The organism is Actinomyces naeslundii, assembly GCF_001956585.1.
Taxonomy (GTDB): domain Bacteria; phylum Actinomycetota; class Actinomycetes; order Actinomycetales; family Actinomycetaceae; genus Actinomyces; species Actinomyces naeslundii.
The window spans coordinates 66157-83687 of sequence record NZ_MSRR01000027.1 but is presented as its reverse complement, the minus strand read 5'-3'; the positions used below and the strand labels follow the sequence as shown (position 1 = coordinate 83687).

The window sequence follows — 17531 nt, the reverse complement described above, 5'->3', positions numbered from 1 at the left end:
CCGGCTTTTCTCTCAACATTTCGGCGGAGCAGTCCTCAGCCCCTTTGGGCCACAACACGCACCTGCACCGCCTTGATGACGCAGTAGACCTCCCGGCCCTCGGCGATGCCGAGCTCGGCCACGGCCCCCGCCGTGACCGCCGCCGACAGGCGCTGCCCCTCCTCCAGCTCCAGACGCACACTCACCAGCGCTCCCGAGCGCTCCAGTCCCGTCACCTGGCCGGTCAGGACGTTGCGGGGACTGCCCTGCGGCGCCTCCCGGTAAAGGGCGACGGCATCGGGCGGCACCAGCGCAACCCCAGGAGCCCCCGGCGAGAGACCCGCGCTGTGATCCGCCGTCTCGGCCTCGGTGGGGTCGTCCTGGGGGCGGCCATGAACGACCCGCCCCGACGGCAGCCGCAGCCCCGGAGCGCCGGCCTCCCCGTCGATGACGCCCGTGAGAACGGCCGTCCCCGTCAGGCGGGCGACAAAGTCGGAACGTGGCGCGGACAGGACCCGCGCCGTCGGCCCCTGCTCCACCACCCGGCCCCGGTCCAGGACGACGACGTCCTCGGCCAGCGCTGTCAGGTCCAGGACGTCATGGGTCACCAGCAGCAGCGTCAGCCCCTCCTCGACGCATCGGCGCGACACCAGGCGGCGCATCTCCTGGCGGGCGGTCACGTCCAGGGCGGACATCGGCTCATCCAGGACCAGCAGGCGCGGGCCCGTCGCCAGTGCCCGAGCCAGAGCCACACGGGCCGCCTGCCCGCCCGAGAGCGCGCCCCCCGAGCGGGAGGCCAGGTGCTCGGCGCCGACGGCGACCAGCTCGGCCCGAGCCCGACGGATCGCCTCGCCGCGGCTCGCCCCCTGGCAGCGCAGCGCGAAGACCACGTTGCCCAGCACCGACATGTGGGTGAAGACGCCCGGGTCCTGGCTGAGCAGTGCCACCTGGCGACGCCCTGCCCGAACGAAGTCACCGGGGCCGTCCAGGACTCGTCCACCGAGCACCACGCGGCCGTTCTCGGCGTCCAGCAGGCCGGCCACCACGGAGCAGACCGTCGACTTGCCCGAACCGTTGGGCCCCACGAGCGCCGTCGTGCGCCCGGCCCTCACCTCCAGGTCGACGACGACGTCGCGTGCCTCCATCTCGAAGGAGACCTGCAGGTCCTGGCCGCGCCCGGAGTCCTCGGCTGGTGGGACAGGCCGGTCGTTCCCGCCTGGCGCGGCGGCGTCGGAGTCCCGGGGCTCGTTCGTGGGCTCCGAGAACCTGCGGCCGGTCACCAGGCGGCCGGCCACCCCGGCCCAGTCGACGTTGGTCGCCCCGACAATGATGAAGGACAGCCCGATGAGCACGGCCGCCAGGGCCAACGACGTCGCTGTGTCCTTCTCCCGCTCCAGGTAGATGGCCAGCGGCATGGTGCGGGTGACCCCCTCCTTGGAGCCGGCGAAGGCGATGGTCGCCCCGAACTCGCCCAGGCTCCGTCCCAGGGCCAGCGCGGTGCCGCGCGCGAGGGCCGGCGCCGCCAGCGGCAGCGTGATCTGTGCCAGGACGCGCCAGGGCCCGGCCCCGAGAGTCCGGGCGGTCGTCTCGGCCTGCTCGTCGCGGCTGCGCAGCGCCGCCTCCAGGGTGACCACCAGGAACGGCATGGAGACGAAGACCTGGGCGATGACCACCGCGGTCGTCGAGAACGCGATGGGCAGCCCCCACTGCCGCAGCTGCGCCCCCAGGATCCCGCGGTTTCCCAGCGTGGACAGCAGCGCGATACCGGCCACCACCGGCGGCATCGTCATCGGCAGCACCGCGAGGACCCGCGCGATCCGCACTCCCGGCCAGCTGCGGGACAGCAGCAGTGCCAGGGGTACGCCGAGCACCACGCAGATCGCCGTGGCGGTCAGGCAGGTGCGGATCGACAGCCACAGGGCGGCCTGCGCCGACGGGGTCGCCAGTAGCTGGGGCAGCTGTCCCCAGGACACGCGTGTCCCCATGCCCACCAGGGGCAGGATGATCGCGCAGCCGCCCAGGACGGCCAGCGCGGTGACGAGGACCGGCAGGGGAGAGCGAGCGGCCCGCCCGCGCCGGATCAGGGCGCGGGCGGGCCGCTGTGGGGAGGAGGAAGCCGAGTTCACAGGACCATCTCTACCAGGTCACCGAGTCGACCTTTCCGCAGTCACGGAGCAGTCGTCTCCGCGGTGGGCTTGTCCGCCTCCGGGGAGGCCGACCCGCCGGCGGTTGCGGCCTGGGACGGGGCGGCGCTGCTTGCCGTGCCGGCCCCTGCGCTGGAGCTCGCCCCGGCGCTCGCACCGGCAGCGGCGCTACCGGGCTTCCCGAAGCCGTACTTGGCAAGGACCTCCTGGCCGGTCTTGCCGGTGACGGCGTCGATGAAGACCTTGGCGCCGGCGGCGTTCTCGGGGCTGGCGGTCTGGGCGATCGGGTAGTGGTTGACGACGCCGCCGTCGGGGATGTCGATCTTGTCCGCCTTGTCCTTGGCGGCCGCCGCGTCGGTGGTGTAGACGATGCCGGCGTCGGCCTCACCGGACTCGACCTTGCCGCGCACGTCGGTCACCTTCTGCTCCTCGGAGGCAGGGTTGAGGGTGACGCCCAGGGCGCTGGAGAGCTTCTGGGTGGCCTCGCCGCAGGGCACCTCGGGGGCGCAGATGACCAGGTTGGCGCCATCCAGCGATGAGTCCAGCCCGGTGATCTTCTTGGGGTTGCCCTTGGGGACGATGAGGGTCAGGACGTTGGTGGCGAACTCGGTCTGGTCGCCGACGAGCTTCTGCTCCGCGGCGGTCTTCATCGTGGAGTTGTTGGCCGTGGCCAGGACATCGGCACTGTTGCCGCCCGCCAGGGAGGACACCAGGTCCTGGGAGCCCTGGAAGTCGAAGGTGACGTCCAGGCCGGGGTTGTCCTTCTCCACGGTCTTCTCGATCTCCTCGAAGGCCCCCTGGAGGGAGGCCGCGGCCAGGACGGTGACCTTCCCGGTGGCCTTCCCCTCGCCGCTCGAGGCGCTCGCGGAGGCGGCGCCCGAAGCGGCGCCGGTGGAGCTGTTGGAGGCGGAGCCGCCGCAGGCGGCCAGGGAGACGGCGGAGAGCAGGCTGACGGCGGCGATCGCTGCACGGCGGGAGATCCCCATGTGTTCTCCTTATCGGTGTCGGGGAGGCCGGTTCAGGCGCCCTGGGACGGGGTGACGTCGTTGAGCCCTTGGTTGCCGGTGCCCTGAGTGCGTACCGGGGTCCAGCCGCGCGAGGTCCGGGCGGTGGAGGTGGCCCCCTCGCGTGAACGGTAGACCACGTAGGGGCGGGTCGCGTAGCCCACCGGCGCGGAGACCGCGTGGACCAGGCGGGTGAAGGGCCAGATCGCCAGGAGCAGGAAGCCCGCGATGACGTGGAGCTTGAAGGAGACCGGCACGTCGACCATGAGCTCGGGGCGCGGCTGGAGGACCAGCACCGAGCGCAGCCAGGGGCTGATCGTCTCGCGGTAGTCGTAGCCGTGGGCGTCGGTGAGCTGGTTGAGGACCGTGGCGGCCGAGCCCAGCAGGACCGGGACGATGAGGAAGCAGTACATGACCAGGTCGTTGCGGGTGGTGGCCAGGCGCACGCTCTTGATGACGACGCGCCGGTAGATGAGCCCGGCCAGGCCCAGAATCGTCATGACGGCCGCGAAGGTGCCCAAGTAGGTGGCGCCCAGGTGGTACATGTGCTGGGAGACGCCCAGCATCTCGGTGACGTCCTTGGGTACCAGGAGCCCGACGACGTGACCGCCCATCACCATGAGGAAGCCCAGGTGGAACAGGGGCGAGGCCAGGCGCAGGATGCGGGACTCGTTCCACTGCGAGGAGCGGGAGGTCCACCCGAACTGGTCGGTGCGCCACCGCCAGATCATGCCGGCCACCAGCAGCACCAGGCTGGCGTAGGGCAGGGCCACCCACAGGAGGTTCTGCTGAATCGGGCTCATGTCATGCTCTCCTGGCTGCTTGTGAGGGGGAAGGGCCGGCGACCGGTACGGGATCCGGCAGAGTGGGCGAACCGGACAGGCTCGGGTTGCGCACGGGAACGGTGGGGAAGGGCAGGGTGTCGGTGACACCGACGGTCTCGGTGGGCGGACCGGCCGCCACGAGGGCGCGCACACGCTCGGCGGTGGCCTCGTCGATCCGCGGCAGGGTCATCGAGACGGCCTCCACCAGCCCCGCGTAGGGGGAGGCGGCATCGGCCAGGGCGCTACGAAGCACCTCGATGCCCTCGCGGTGGGAGGACAGAAGCGCACTGGCCACCTCGTCGCCGCTGCGCGCGGACAGCTCGAGGACCACCGGCAGGTAGTCGGGCAGCTCGTCGGCGGCCATCTCGTAGCCGGCCGCCGCCAGTGCCTGCTTGAAGGCCAGCAGCGCGGCGCCCCGGTGCCGGGTGTCGCCCACCGTGTAGTACGTCAGGTACAGGCAGCAGCGCCGACGCCGGTCGAAGACCTCCACGTAGTGCTCGGCCATGGCGCGCTCACCGCGGCGCCGGGCCTGAGCGATGAACTCCTCCAGGAGGACGGCCACCTCCGGCGGCAGCGCGGCCAGCTCGGCCTCGACGGCGTTCAGACGCGTCTCCAGACTGCCCTCGGCCGGGTAGTCCAGCAGCAGCGAGGCCGCCATGTGCACGATGGCTCGCTGAGAGGAGTCCAGGGGCACCTCGGGGGGCGCCTCGAGGACTCGGGGAGCGCGGACGAAGGAGACCATCTCAGAGGTCCCTGGGGGCCGCGACCGCGGGACCGGTCGACGTGGTCCGTGAGGGAGCGTCGGCCGCCTGAGCCTGACCCACCGGCTGAGGCATCCCGACCTCCGGCATTCCCGGGCCGGCAGCTGGCACCGGCTCGCGACGCACGGTCGGCAGCGGCAGGCTCACCGGGCCGTTGTTGACGCCGCCGGCACCGCCCTGACCGTGGAAGGAGGCGACGTCAGGGTGGCAGCCGGCCGGCGCCCCCTCACCCAGGAGGGTCTTAACGTCGTTGCCCATGGCCTCCATGCCGCGGGGGACCTCGGGCTTGGTGGTGGGGATGACGTAGCGGTCGTCGTACTTGGCGATGGCCAGCAGACGGTACATGGCCTCCAGCTTCTTCCCGTCCAGGCCCACGGCGGCGGCGATGGCCGGGTCGGGCTCGCGGCCCAGGCGCACGTCGCGCATGTGGGAGCGCATGGCGGCCAGGCGTCGCAGCACGAGCTCCACCGTGTTGGTCTCACCGGCCGTGAACAGGCCCGCCAAGTACTCCAGCGGGATGCGCATGTCGGAGACGGCCGTGAGCAGCACCTTGTAGTTCTCGCCGTCCAGGCCGGCGGCCGCCACCTCGTCGACGACCGGGGAGAGCGGCGGGATGTACCAGACCATCGGCATGGTGCGGTACTCGGGGTGCAGGGGCAGGGCCACCTCGTAGGTGTCGATGAGGTCCCAGATGGGGGAGGCCTGGGCCGCCTCGATCCAGTTGTCCGGCACGCCCTCGGCGCGGGCCCCGGCCACGACCTCGGGGTCGTGGGGGTTGAGGAGGATCTCGCGCTGCGCCATGTACAGGTCCTGCGGGTCCTTGACGGCCGCGGCCTGCGAGACACGATCGGCGTCGTAGAGGAGCACGCCCAGGTAGCGCAGGCGGCCCACGCAGGTCTCCGAGCACACGGTGGGCTCGCCGACCTCCAGACGCGGGTAGCACAGGGTGCACTTCTCGGCCTTGCCGGTGGCGTGGTTGAAGTAGACCTTCTTGTAGGGGCAGGCCGACACGCACATGCGCCAGCCGCGGCAGGCGTCCTGGTCCACCAGGACGATGCCGTCCTCGGTGCGCTTGTACATGGCGCCCGACGGGCAGGCGGACACGCAGGTGGGGTTGAGGCAGTGCTCGCAGATGCGCGGCAGGTAGAACATGAAGGCCGACTCGATGTCGGTGCGCACCTTCGTGCTCATGGTCTCGATGATCGGGTCCTGCTGGAGGGTCTCCATGGAGCCGCCCAGGTCGTCGTCCCAGTTGGGACCCCACTTGATGGTGGGCATGTACTCGCCGGTCAGCTGGCTCTTGGCGCGCGCCACCGGCAGGGCCGGGGAGTCCTTGGGGGCCGAGAGCAGCTTGTCGTACTCGTAGGTCCACGGCTCGTAGTAGTCCTCGACCGTGGGCATCTCCGGGTTGGCGAAGATGTTGACCAGGCGGCGCAGGCGCCCGCCCGAGCGGGGACGCAGGCGTCCCGAGGCGGTGCGCTCCCAGCCGCCGCGCCAGGTGTCCTGGTCCTCCCATCCCTTGGGGTAGCCGACACCGGGGCGGGTCTCGACGTTGTTGAACCACATGTACTCGGTGCCCTCGCGGTTGGTCCAGGCCTGCTTGCAGGTCACTGAACAGGTGTGGCAGCCGATGCACTTGTCGAGGTTCATCACCATTGCGATCTGGGCCATGACCTTCATCAGAACGTCACCTCCTGGTTGCTGCGGCGACGGATGAGCGTGACCTCGTCGCGGTTGTTGCCCGTGGGGCCGATGTAGTTGAAGGCGTAGGACAGCTGCCCGTAGCCGCCGGCGAAGTGGGTGGGCTTGAGCACGATCCGGGTCAGCGAGTTGTGTGTCCCGCCGCGCCTGCCGCTGGACTCGGTCAGCGGGGTGTTCATGGTGCGCTCCTGGGCGTGGTGCATGAAGACCATGCCCTCGGGGATGCGGTGGGAGACGATGGCGCGCGCCGCCACGATGCCGTTGCGGTTGTACGCCTCGACCCACTCGTTGTCCTTGACGCCGATCTTGTCCGCGTCCTGGGGGCTCATCCAGATGGTCTGGCCTCCGCGCCCCAGCGTGAGCATGTGCAGGTTGTCGAAGTACTGGGAGTGGATCGCCCACTTGTTGTGCGCGGTGATGTAGCGCACCGCGACCTCCGCCGTACCCGCCTGGCTCGTGGACACCGAGCCCGGCGAGGCCTCCCCGTACAGGGCGTGGAAGTCCAGCGGAGGTCGGAAGACCGGTAAGGACTCGCCCATGTCCCGCATCCAGTCGTGGTCGAGGTAGTAGTGCATGCGCCCGGTCAGGGTGTGCCAGGGCTTGGCGTGCTCCACGTTGACCACGAAGGCCGAGTAGCGCCTGCCACCGTGCTCAGAGCCGGACCACTCCGGGGAGGTGATGACTCCCTGGGGCTTGATCTGGGTGTCGGCGAAGGAGACGAGCTTGCCGGCCTCCTCCTCGCTGAGCTCGACCAGCGCGGTGCCGGTGCGCTTGGACAACGTGTCCCAGCCCTCGGTGGAGATGCGCCCGTTGGTGGTGCCCGACAGCGTGAAGATCGCGTCGGCGGCGCGGATGTCGGTGTCGAGCAGTGGTCGGCCGGCGGCCACGCCGTCGGAGGAGACCCCGTGGTTGCGGGCCAGGCGCTCCACCTCCGGCCCGGGCTTGAGCATGATGCCCTTGCAGGGCAGCCCCAGCTTCTCGGCCAGGGGACCCAGGGCGTCGAACTTGGCCCGGATCTGGGTGTAGTCGCGCTCGGTGGGCACCAGCTTGGGCATCGTCACCCCCGGTACCCACTCCTGGGGCAGGGCCGAGACATCGCCGTGCGCCATCGTCATGGCATCGGGGGTGTCGTGGGTGAGGGGCGCGGCGACGACGTCGGTCTGGGTGCCCAGGTAGCGCGGCGCCCAGGCGGAGATGAGCCCGGCCAGGGTCTGGAAGACCTGGAAGTCGGTGCGCGCCTCCCAGGGCGGGTCGATGGCCGCGTTGAAGGAGTGCACGAAGGGGTGCATGTCGGTCGAGGAGATGTCGTGCTTCTCGTACCAGGTGGCCGCGGGCAGGACGACGTCGGAGTGCAGGGTGGTGGAGGTGTTGCGGAAGTCCGCGGTCCACATGAGGTCGAGCTTGCCGATGGGGGCCTCATCGCGCCACGTCACCGAGGCCGGCCGCTGCTCGGGAGGGGTCTCGACGGCGTTGACGTCGTTGTCCGCGCCCACCATGTGGCGCAGGAAGAACTCCGTGCCCTTGGCCGAGCTGCCCAGCAGGTTCGTGCGCCACGAGCACAGGATGCGGGGGAAGTTCTCGGGGGCGTCGGGGTCCTCGCAGGCGAAGCGCAGCTCACCGGAGCGCAGCTGCTCGACGACGTAGTCCTTGGGGTCCATGCCCGCCTCGGCGGCCTGCTGGCCCAGGAGCAGCGGGCTGCGGTTGAAGGTGGGGTAGGACGGTGTCCACCCGCGCTTCATGGCCTCGACCATCGTGTCGGTCGTCGTCTTGCCCGCCAGGGTTCCGGGCCCCAGCGGGGAGCCCAGGCGTTCTGCGGAGGTGGCGTCGTAGCGCCACTGGTCGGTGGTGATGTACCAGAAGCCGGTGGAGATCATCTGCCGGGCCGGGCGGTGCCAGTCCAGGGCGAAGGCGTACTGCTGGAAGCCGCTGAGCGGGCGGACCTTCTCCTGTCCCACGTAGTGGGCCCAGCCGCCGCCGTTGACGCCCTGGGTGGCGCACATGGAGGTCAGCGCCAGGATCGTCCGGTAGATCTGGTCAGCGTGGTAGTAGTGGTTGATTCCCGCGCCCATGACGATCTGGGAGCGGCCGCCGGACTCCACGGCGTTGAGGGCGAAGTCGCGCGCCACCTGGATGATGGCGGGGCCCGGCACGCCGGTGATCTCGCTGGCCCAGGCGGGCGTGCCCGGGACGGTGGCGTCCTGGTAGTCCGTGGGCCACTGACCCGGCATCGAGGGGCGCTCGACGGCGTACTGGGCCAGGAGCAGGTCGTAGACGGTGGTGACCAGACGGTCGCCGATACGGGTGACCGGCACACCGCGGCGCACGACGCCGCCGCCCACAGAGCCCTCGGGGGTGGACGAACCGGGCAGGTCGAAGCGGGGCAGGAGGACCTCGGCGGCCTGGACCTGGGGGCCCTCGCCGTGCAGGTCCAGGATGCTCATGACCGGGTCGACGCCCTCCATGAGCAGGTTCCACTTGCCCTCACCCTCGGGGGTGAAGCGGTCGGCCAGGGTACCGCCGGGGTCGGCCGGGCCGCGCCGGCGGTCCCACACGAGGGGGCGGAACTCGTTCTTCGGGGCGCCGGCGGCCACGCCGTCGACGTCGGAGGCCGTCACGAAACGGCCGGGCACGTACCCGGTGCCGTCGGGGGATGCCTCCAGCCCGATGAGGAAGGGGGAGTCGGTGTGACGGCGCATGTAGTCCAGGAAGAAGGGCTCCTGGCGCTTGACGTGGAACTCGGTCAGGATGACGTGCCCCATCGCCTGGGCCAGGGCGCCGTCGGTGCCGGGGGCCACGCGCAGCCACTGGTCGGCGAACTTGGTGTTGTCGGCGTAGTCGGGGGAGACGGCCACGACCTTCTGCCCGTGGTAGCGGGCCTCGGTCATGAAGTGGGCGTCCGGGGTGCGGGTCAGCGGCAGGTTGGAGCCCCACATCATGAGGTACTGGGAGTTGTACCAGTCGCCGGCCTCGGGGACGTCGGTCTGGTCGCCGAAGACCTGGGGTGAGGCCGGCGGCAGGTCGGCGTACCAGTCGTAGAAGGAGAGCATGGTGCCGCCGATGAGCTCGTGGAGCCGGCCACCGGCGCCGTAGGAGACCTGGGACATGGCCGGGATGACGGAGAACCCGGCGATCCGGTCCGGGCCCCAGGTCCGGATGGTGTGGACGTAGGCGGCCGCGACGATCTCCATGGCCTCGTCCCAGCCGACGCGCACCATGCCTCCCTTGCCGCGGGCCGACTTGTAGGCCTTGGCGGTGGCGGGGTCACCGGTGACCTGCGCCCAGGCGGCGACCGGGTCGCCGTCGTTGGCGGACTTCGCGGCGCGGAAGGCGTCCAGCAGCACCGAGCGCACGTAGGGGTAACGGATGCGCGTGGGGGAGTAGGTGTACCAGGAGAAGGCCGCGCCGCGCGGGCAGCCGCGGGGCTCGTACTCGGGCATGTCCGGTCCCGTGGTGGGGTAGTCGGTGATCTGCTTCTCCCAGGTGATGATGCCGTCGGAGACGTAGACCTCCCAGGCACACGAACCGGTGCAGTTGACCCCGTGGGTGGAGTGGACCATCTTGTCGTGGCTCCACCGGTGCCGGTAGAAGGTGTCCGCCTGGCGCCCGCCGGTCAGGAACAGGCGGCGGGCATCGGCGGAGGCCTGTCCTCGGCGCAGGTACGAGCCCAGGGTGAGCAGTCCGGGGGTGTTCTCGACCTGCTGGTCGGGCCCTGGGACGATCCCGGGGCCGGTGGGCTGGGAGCCGGTGGTAGTCATCTGTGGTCCTTGGTCCTTCGGTCCGTGAGGCTGGGGGTGGCGGTGAGCTGGGCCGGGTGAGGCCCGCCGGGGCGAGCGGCGGGGATCAGCCCGGGCGCTTGGCGCCCGGCTTGGCGTAGCGGACCCAGCAGATGACGGCGCACACGACGCAGAAGACGGCACAGCCGTAGAAGAAGACGTGGGTGGGCATGAGGGTGAGCGCGATTCCCACGAGGAAGGGGCCCAGCGAGGCGACGGCGGCGGTGAAGCCGATGGCGCCGCCGGCCTGGCGCTTGGGCATGATCATCGGCATCTGCTTGAAGGTCGAGGCGTTGCCGACGCCGGCGAAGAAGAACATGGCCAGCAGGGCCACCATGAAGATGGTGAAGTCGGCCGGGTCGTCCGCGCCGGCCACCAGGTAGCCGCACCAGGCCATCGTGACGGCCATGCCGATGGCCGAGACGAAGGTCCAGATGGCTCCGCCGAAGCGGTCGCACAGGGGTCCCCAGGCGAAGCGCAGGAAGGAGCCGATGAGGGTGCCGATGAAGGCGTAGGAGGCCCCCTGGGGCAGGTCGGAGGCGGCGAACTGCTTGGCCAGGTCGGAGGCGGCGCCGTAGTTGTTGTTGATGATGTTGGCGGTCTGGGCGGCGAACCCGGAGAAGACGCCGAAGGTCATGATGTACAGGACTGTCATGAGCCAGGTGTCGAGGTTGCCGAAGATGTCCATCTGCTCCTTGATGTTGGCCTTGAGCGGGACGTCCTTGATGTAGCGGAAGGTCAGGAAGGCTGCGATGAGGGACCAGGGCAGGAAGAAGACGGTGGCGTTGACGACCATGGGGGCGCCCTCGTGGTGGGGGGCGACCCAGGTCAGGCCGAACAGGCTGATGCTCATGAGGAAGGGGGCGGCGAGCTGGATGACGCTCATGCCCATGTTGCCCAGGCCTCCCTGCAGCCCCAGGGCCGTTCCGGCCAGGCGCTTGGGGAAGTAGAAGCCGGTGGAGGGCATGTAGCCGGAGAAGGTGGCGGCCCCGATACCGCAGGCGAAGGACAGGGCGAGCAGGACGCCGAAGGAGGTCTCATGGTTCTGCACCGCGAAGAACCAGCCGAGCATCGGCAGGATGTACAGCAGGGAGGACCAGCCGATCATCTTGCGGGCGCCGATGGTGGCGGGCAGGAACATGTAGACCAGGCGCAGCGCTGCGCAGGACAGCCCCGGCATGGAGGTGATCCAGTAGATCTGGTTCTTGGTCAGGTGGAAGCCGACGTCGTTGAGCCTGGGGGCGACTGCACTGGGCAGGAACCAGACGGTGAAGCCGAGCATGAGGGAGAAGGTGGTGATTGCCAGAGTGGTCCAGGCGATCTTCGCGGACCAGTTCTCCGGCTCCTCGGGGTTCCACCCTGTGAGGACGCGACCGGAGGTGTCGAGCGTGGACATAGGGCTCCTGCTGTGATGTGGGGCTCGGTCTGTCGGGCGACAGCGCCCTGGACCTGAGACTGTTTGGAGAACGTCGGTGAAAGCACGCGGGCTCACACCGGCCTCAATGATGCATTGCCCTGGGCGGACCTTCACGCAAGGGACGAATGTCCGAGTAATACAAGGCGAAACCGACATCTCGTAGGTGACGAAGGGCGGTGAATTAAGGCAAATGAGGGTTGCCTAATTGAGGGTGTCGGTAGGATCGGGCCGTGCTGCCCCTGAAATACCGGGCCGGAGACGGAGGGTCCTGAGCGGGGTGTGCGCGGACTACGGTGGCCCCATGAGTGAGACTCCGATCGTCCAGAAGGGCCTCGTGCCCCTCCCCGAGCCCGTCAAGGGCGCCGTCGTCACCGTGTCCGACCGCTGTGTCAGCGGCGAGCGCGAGGACCTCTCCGGTCCGCTGGCCCAGCGCCTTCTGGCCGAGCACGACGTCGTCGTCGAGAAGGTGGACCTCGTGCCCGACGGTATTGAGCCGGTGCGTAAGGCGATCTTGCGGGCGGTGGCCGACGGTGCCCGGGTGGTCCTGACCACCGGCGGCACCGGGGTCACCCCGCGCGACCTCACCCCCGAGGCCACGGCACCCCTGCTGGCCACCCGCCTGGAGGGCATCGAGGCCCAGATCCGTGCCCACGGTCTGAGCAAGACCCCGTTGGCCGGTCTGTCCCGCGGCCTGGTGGGGGTGACCTCTCGCGGCGACGTTGGCGCCCTCATCGTCAACGCCCCCGGCTCACGCGGCGGCGTCAAGGACACCGTCGCCGTCATCGGCCCGTTGGTGCCCCATGTCCTCGAGCAGCTCGGCGGCGGTGACCACTGAGCCTGCTCGCCGTGGGGCCGGCAACGAGGTCCTGGTCACTCGGGTGCGTCGGTGTCCCAGGCGCGGACCTCGGCCCAGGTGTCCAGGTCCCGCACGACGCCGTGGGGCACGGGTATCGCCGTGACCCGGAGGCGCCCGAGGGACCGGCGCACGGCCGTGTCGCGCAGGGGGACGCCGTCCGGGGCCGCGGCCGTGGCTAGCGCCCGGCGGTGGTAGAGGCCCAGCAGGTACTGGACGTGGTCGCCGTCGAGGGCGCAGACCCCGTCCGCTCCCGGCTCGCTCTGACGCAGCGCCTCGATGAGGCCCGGCAGAGCGCGCCAGGAGGACGGGGCGTCGCAGGTGAGGAGCCCGATCAGCCCGGCGGTGGGTCCGCACTGGTCCAGGCTCTCCAGTCCGGCGGCGATACCGGCGACCGGCCCGCCCAGCGGCGGGTCCTCCAGTGCTCGTAGGACGCCCGTCGGCAGATCCACCGCGGCCGGGGCGACGACGCACACGTGCCCGAGCGGAAGGCCCCGGTCCCGCAGCTGCTCCAGCCCGGCCAGGACGTGGTCGAGCAGACGGGTCCCGCGGGCCACGACATCGGGCTTGACCGCCCCGCCCAGCCGTCTGCCGGTCCCGCCGGCCAGCACGACGACGTCGACCACGCCGGATTCGTCAGGCGTGCCGGTGGCACCCGCAGCGGGGCCGAGGTTCGCGGCGTGATCCGCCGGTTGGTCAGGCATCGTCTCCGCGCACCCAGTCCCCGGAGCGGCCCCCGGACTTGGCGATCACCTTGGCCTCACGCAGCTCAACGCCCCGGTCCACTCCCTTGACCATGTCGACGATCGCCAGACCCGCCACGGTGGCAGCGGTGAGCGCCTCCATCTCCACCCCGGTCCGGTCGGTCGTGCGGACGGATGTCTCGATGCGCACGCCGCCGTCGACGATCTCCAGGTCCACGCGTGCGCCGTGTACACCGATGACGTGTGCCAGCGGGAGGAGCTCGGGGACCTTCTTCGTCGCCGCGATCCCGGCCACGCGGGCCACCGCGAGGACATCCCCCTTGGGGACCGCGCCCTCGCGCAGGGCGGTCACGATCGCCTCCGAGCAGGACACGAAGGCACTGGCGCGGGCCTCGCGCACGGTCGGGGTCTTGGCGGTGACGTCCACCATGTAGGCGGAGCCCGCCTCGTCCAGGTGGGTGAGGGTGATCCGGGGGCGGGTTTCCATGAGGGTCTCCTTCAGCGGGAGGGCGTGGGGTTGCTCGTCGCGGAGGCACCATGGTCATCGATGGCGGTCATCGATGGCGCATCCGCAGGGACCGATCTCGGGGATTAAGGTGCGTCTACGCGCACTGGGCGGCCAGAAGGACATGAGCCGGTGAGCGGGATGAGGGACAGCTCGTCGCCCACCTCCACCGACTCGACCTCAGCGGCCACAACCGCCAGCGCCTGCGCGGCGGGAAGCGAGGCCACCAGGTGCGAGCCCGATCCCAGCCGGTGGGTGGGCGTCACCCAGGAGACCCCCGTACCAGGCGCAGCATCAGATTCGGACTGGGCCCCGATGCGGTCTCCGGCGTCGGCTCCCGAGCCCGCGGCGGGTTCGGTGGGTGGCTCGGTGAAGCGCACGGGCACGTGCTGGCGCCGTCCCGGCGGGGTGCGCCAGGCCGCGGCAGCACGCGCCGTCAGCGTGGGCCGGCCGGGGAGATCGGGAAGACAGCTGTCCACGTCCGCCAGGCGGGCCAGGGCCGGGGCCACGATGGTGGTGAAGGAGACCAGGACGCTCACCGGGTTGCCCGGCAGGCAGATGATCGGGACCCGCCGGCCGTCGTCGGCCCGCACCCAGCCGTGCCCCTGGGGCTTGCCCGGCTGCATGGCCACCTTGACGAAGTCCAGATGCACCGGTGCGCCCTCGTGCTGGTCCGCGTGCGCCAGCATCGTCAGGGGATCGAAGGCCCCCGCTGACACGCCGCCGGAGGTGACGATGAGGTCGGCTCCCGCCGCGGCCCGGCGCAGCACCGCGGCCAGCTCCTCGGCGCTGTCCCCGCTGCGGGCCACACTCACGCAGTCCGCACCGTGCTCGGACACCAGACCGGCCAGCAGCAGGCCGTTGGAGTCCGGGATCGCGCCGGGGGCAAGACTCTCCCCGGCGTCGCGCAGCTCGGCCCCGGTGGAGACCACCGCCACGCGAGCCCGCGCCGCCACCGGCACCGAGCCGAGCCCCACGGAGGCCAGGGCGGAGACGGCCGCCGCAGACAGCCTCGTTCCCGCCGCCATCACCGAATCGCCCGCGCGCACGTTCTCCCCGGCCCGGCGCACGTTGAGACCCTCCCGTGCCGCGGCGTGGATCTCGACGCGCTCCGGCAGCGGGTGGGGCCCGGGCGCCTGGTCGGTGTCCTCCACCTTGACCACGGCGTCGGCGCCCTCGGGAAGCATCGCCCCGGTCATGATCCGCTGCGCGCTCCCCGGAGCCAAGGGGATGGGCGCAGCTCCCGCCGGCACGTCCCCGGCCACCGGCAGCACCACCGGGGCCTGGGCCGAGGCCCCGCTCGTCTCAGCGGCGCGCACGGCGTAACCGTCCATCGCCGAGTTCGTCCATGGCGGCACCGGAACCACGGCACTGACGTCCTCGGCGAGGATCCGCCCATGGGCCTCGCCCAGCGCCACCCGGGTGCTCGCCAGAGGAACGATCGCCTCCAGCACCCGGGCGACGTAGTCCTCCAGGGGAATCATCTGCGCCATAGCGGTCCTTTCTCGACGGGCCTGGTCGAGCCACGAGCGTCACCACCGGGTGACTCGGCCTGCAGGTGAGCCGGCACCGGACGTCGTCGCGGACTCGCCCTATCTCTATCATGCGCGTTCGGCAGCTCCCGCCGACCTGGGTATGCTCGCGGCCGAGAGCGCCATGACCTCAACCCGGATGCCTGTACGGGCGTCGACACGGCCCTCACGACGACGCCAGGACGAGGAGACCCTTGTGACCACCAGCCCCGAGAAGCATGGGCCCGCCCGCGTGGTGCGCGCCGAGGTCACCGAGGCGCCCATCAGCGTCACCGAGCTCGCCGACGCCGTCCACGACGCGGCCGCCGGCGCCGTCGTCACCTTCGAGGGCGTGGTCCGCAACCACGACGCCGACCGCGGCGTCAGCGGCATCGGCTACTCCTGCCACCCCACGGCCGGGCAGATCGTCAAGGAGATCGCCCGCGACGTCGCCGAGCGCGGACAGGTGCGGGCCCTGGGGGTCGTCCACCGCGTCGGGGACCTGGCCGTCGGGGAGGCGGCGCTCGCGGTCGCGGTGAGCTCCGATCACCGCGCCGAGGCCTTCGCCACCTGCGGTGAGATCGTCGAGGAGGTCAAGAAGCGTCTGCCCGTGTGGAAGCGCCAGACCTTCTCCGACGGCACCTCCCAGTGGAGCAACCTCGCCTGACGCCCCTCCGCCGTTGCGAATGGAGCGCTGCGGGGCCGGAGCTCACCCGCCGGCGAAGGGCGGCAGGACGTCGACGGCGTCGCCGTCGGCCAAGGGCGTGAGCGAGTCGGCCGGCGTGGAGACCGAGTTGACCAGGAAGCTGCAGATGGGGACGACCCGCGCCATCTCCAGGCCGCGCCCGGCCAGCTGCTCGCGCAGCCCCGCCAGCGTCGTGCCGGCGGGCAGGTCGAGGCGCTCCTCGGGACGGCCGGCGGCGTCGGCGGCCGCGGCGAAGTAGCGCAGGGTCACCGACAGCGTCTCAGCCGGCGGCTCTCCTGGCGCCTCCGCCGCTGTACGTGCTGCGGTCTCGGGGGAGGGACTCATCTCGGGGGACTCCTTGATTGGGGGACGGCTCGGGCATGGTCGGCTTCGGTCAGCCGCCGATGGCCGACATGGTGCGCTGCGGCCGGGCGAAGTGCTCGGATCCGGGTGGCTCGTCCGAGCCGTGCGCCCGGGGCTTGAGCCAGGTGGCCCCCGCCCAGATGCGGATGAGCTCGTCGTCGTCGGCCCCGGCGCGCATCGGGCCGCGCAGGTCGGTCTCGGTGCTGGAGAACAGGCAGGTCATGAGGCGCCCGTCGGCCGTGACACGAGTGCGGTCGCAGTCCGAGCAGAAGGGCGCGGTGACCGAGGCGATGATGCCGACGCTCCCGGCCGGGTGCTCCTGGCCCCCGTGCGTTCCTGCCGCCACGCGCCACAGCGCGGCCGGGCGGCGGTCGGGGCGGCCCGCTTCCGTGAGGGCGAAACCGGCCCTCCTCAGGGTCGCCAGGACCTGCTGGGCCCCGACGACGTCCTGGCTGCGCCATGTCTCGCGCGGCCCCAGCGGCATGTGCTCGATGAAGCGCAGCTGCCAGCCGCGGCGCAGGCACTCGGCCAGCAGACGTGGTGCGCGCTCCTCCACGGTGGCGGGCATGACCACGGCGTTGACCTTGATGGGATCCAGACCGGCCTCCTGGGCGCCGGCGATCCCCGCCAGGACGTCGGTGAGCCGGTCACGCCGGGTAATGGCGGCATAGTCCTGGGGATCCAGGGAGTCGATGGAGACGTTGACGCGGCCCAGCCCTGCCTTGCGCAGGGCCCCGGCCCGCTTCTCCAGGCCCAGTCCGTTGGTGGTCAGGGCGATGTCCGGCTTGCCGCCGCTGGTCGTGCGCAGGGTGGCCAGCGAGGCGATGACCTCCTCCAGGTCCCGGCGCAGCAGGGGCTCGCCCCCGGTGAGGCGGATGCGCTCCACCCCCAGGCGCTCGACGGCCAGGCGCCCCAGACGGGTGAGCTCGGCGGTGGTCAGCAGGTCCGGGGTGGGCAGCCACTCGAGCCCCTGCGCGGGCATGCAGTAGGTGCAGCGCAGGTTGCAGCGGTCCGTGATCGACAGGCGCAGGTCGCGCACGGTGCGCCCGTAACGGTCGGTGAGACGCTCCGGGACGCCGTCGGGCACGACGGCCACCGGCTGGGGGAGCGGCTCTGCCGATGCGTGGGGCGCCTCGGGCTGCTCGGCCAGTACCGTCCGGGCCGTCGGCATGGGCAGATCCGTGAGGTGAACACGGTTCGTGCCCTGGCCGACGGCCTCGGAATCGAGGGTGTCGAGCGGTGCTGGCGTCATGGATCGAGCATATCGGTCGGACGCTTCAGGCCGGCAGGTGTGCTCCGCTGCCGCG

The 17531-nt window shown here is 71.2% G+C and carries 14 protein-coding genes; 2 read left to right on the top strand and 12 right to left on the bottom strand.

Going from position 1 to position 17531, the window contains the following annotated elements; genetic code table 11:
* Positions 1–35: 35 nt before the first annotated feature.
* From modB to BKH33_RS11350, 7 genes are all read right to left on the bottom strand, one after another.
* The gene (modB, locus tag BKH33_RS11380; protein ID WP_003781210.1) at positions 36–2105 is read right to left on the bottom strand and encodes a molybdate ABC transporter permease subunit; all 2070 of its coding nucleotides are present in this window, start codon (positions 2103–2105) and stop codon (positions 36–38) included.
* 41 nt (positions 2106–2146) lie between these two features.
* On the bottom strand, positions 2147–3109 hold the full coding sequence (modA, locus tag BKH33_RS11375; RefSeq protein ID WP_003781205.1) for a molybdate ABC transporter substrate-binding protein: 963 nt from the start codon (positions 3107–3109) through the stop codon (positions 2147–2149).
* Between the two features lie 32 nt (positions 3110–3141).
* Entirely contained in the window at positions 3142–3930 is a 789-nt protein-coding gene (narI, locus tag BKH33_RS11370; RefSeq protein WP_003781201.1) for a respiratory nitrate reductase subunit gamma, read from the bottom strand.
* Position 3931: 1 nt separating this feature from the next.
* Positions 3932–4693: a nitrate reductase molybdenum cofactor assembly chaperone gene (gene narJ / locus BKH33_RS11365; protein WP_003781218.1), complete on the bottom strand. Its 762-nt coding sequence runs from the start codon at positions 4691–4693 to the stop codon at positions 3932–3934.
* 1 nt (position 4694) lies between these two features.
* Positions 4695–6392, bottom strand: a complete 1698-nt coding sequence (gene narH, locus BKH33_RS11360) for a nitrate reductase subunit beta (RefSeq protein ID WP_075412701.1) — start codon at positions 6390–6392, stop codon at positions 4695–4697.
* Positions 6392–10168, bottom strand: coding sequence for a nitrate reductase subunit alpha (locus tag BKH33_RS11355; protein WP_003784090.1), 3777 nt, complete (start codon positions 10166–10168; stop codon positions 6392–6394). Before BKH33_RS11355 ends, narH begins: the two co-directional genes overlap by 1 nt.
* A gap of 85 nt (positions 10169–10253) precedes the next feature.
* Positions 10254–11582 (bottom strand): MFS transporter, encoded by a 1329-nt coding sequence (locus BKH33_RS11350; RefSeq protein WP_003784080.1) that lies wholly within the window; start codon positions 11580–11582, stop codon positions 10254–10256.
* A gap of 322 nt (positions 11583–11904) precedes the next feature.
* Between BKH33_RS11350 and BKH33_RS11345 the strand changes: the two genes are divergently transcribed.
* Positions 11905–12438 carry a MogA/MoaB family molybdenum cofactor biosynthesis protein gene (locus BKH33_RS11345; RefSeq protein ID WP_003784086.1) on the top strand — a complete coding sequence of 178 codons (534 nt, stop codon included), beginning with the start codon at positions 11905–11907 and terminating at the stop codon, positions 12436–12438.
* A gap of 35 nt (positions 12439–12473) precedes the next feature.
* Here BKH33_RS11345 and mobA read toward each other — a convergent pair whose 3' ends face one another.
* The 3 genes from mobA to BKH33_RS11330 form a co-directional block, all read right to left on the bottom strand.
* Positions 12474–13160 carry a molybdenum cofactor guanylyltransferase gene (gene mobA / locus BKH33_RS11340; protein ID WP_003784081.1) on the bottom strand — a complete coding sequence of 229 codons (687 nt, stop codon included), beginning with the start codon at positions 13158–13160 and terminating at the stop codon, positions 12474–12476.
* On the bottom strand, positions 13153–13647 hold the full coding sequence (gene moaC, locus BKH33_RS11335) for a cyclic pyranopterin monophosphate synthase MoaC (protein WP_003784078.1): 495 nt from the start codon (positions 13645–13647) through the stop codon (positions 13153–13155). The genes mobA and moaC overlap by 8 nt, the downstream gene beginning before the upstream one ends.
* A gap of 104 nt (positions 13648–13751) precedes the next feature.
* A complete protein-coding gene (locus tag BKH33_RS11330; protein ID WP_081395433.1) occupies positions 13752–15158 on the bottom strand; it encodes a molybdopterin molybdotransferase MoeA in 1407 nt (468 codons plus the stop codon).
* 271 nt (positions 15159–15429) lie between these two features.
* Between BKH33_RS11330 and BKH33_RS11325 the strand changes: the two genes are divergently transcribed.
* Positions 15430–15843: a molybdenum cofactor biosynthesis protein MoaE gene (locus BKH33_RS11325; RefSeq protein ID WP_043539969.1), complete on the top strand. Its 414-nt coding sequence runs from the start codon at positions 15430–15432 to the stop codon at positions 15841–15843.
* A gap of 42 nt (positions 15844–15885) precedes the next feature.
* On the opposite strand, the gene BKH33_RS11320 is transcribed toward BKH33_RS11325, so the two are convergent.
* A complete protein-coding gene (locus tag BKH33_RS11320) occupies positions 15886–16206 on the bottom strand; it encodes a MoaD/ThiS family protein (RefSeq protein WP_171971957.1) in 321 nt (106 codons plus the stop codon).
* A gap of 49 nt (positions 16207–16255) precedes the next feature.
* Positions 16256–17476 carry a GTP 3',8-cyclase MoaA gene (moaA, locus tag BKH33_RS11315; RefSeq protein WP_003785646.1) on the bottom strand — a complete coding sequence of 407 codons (1221 nt, stop codon included), beginning with the start codon at positions 17474–17476 and terminating at the stop codon, positions 16256–16258.
* Between the last annotated feature and the right edge of the window lie 55 nt (positions 17477–17531).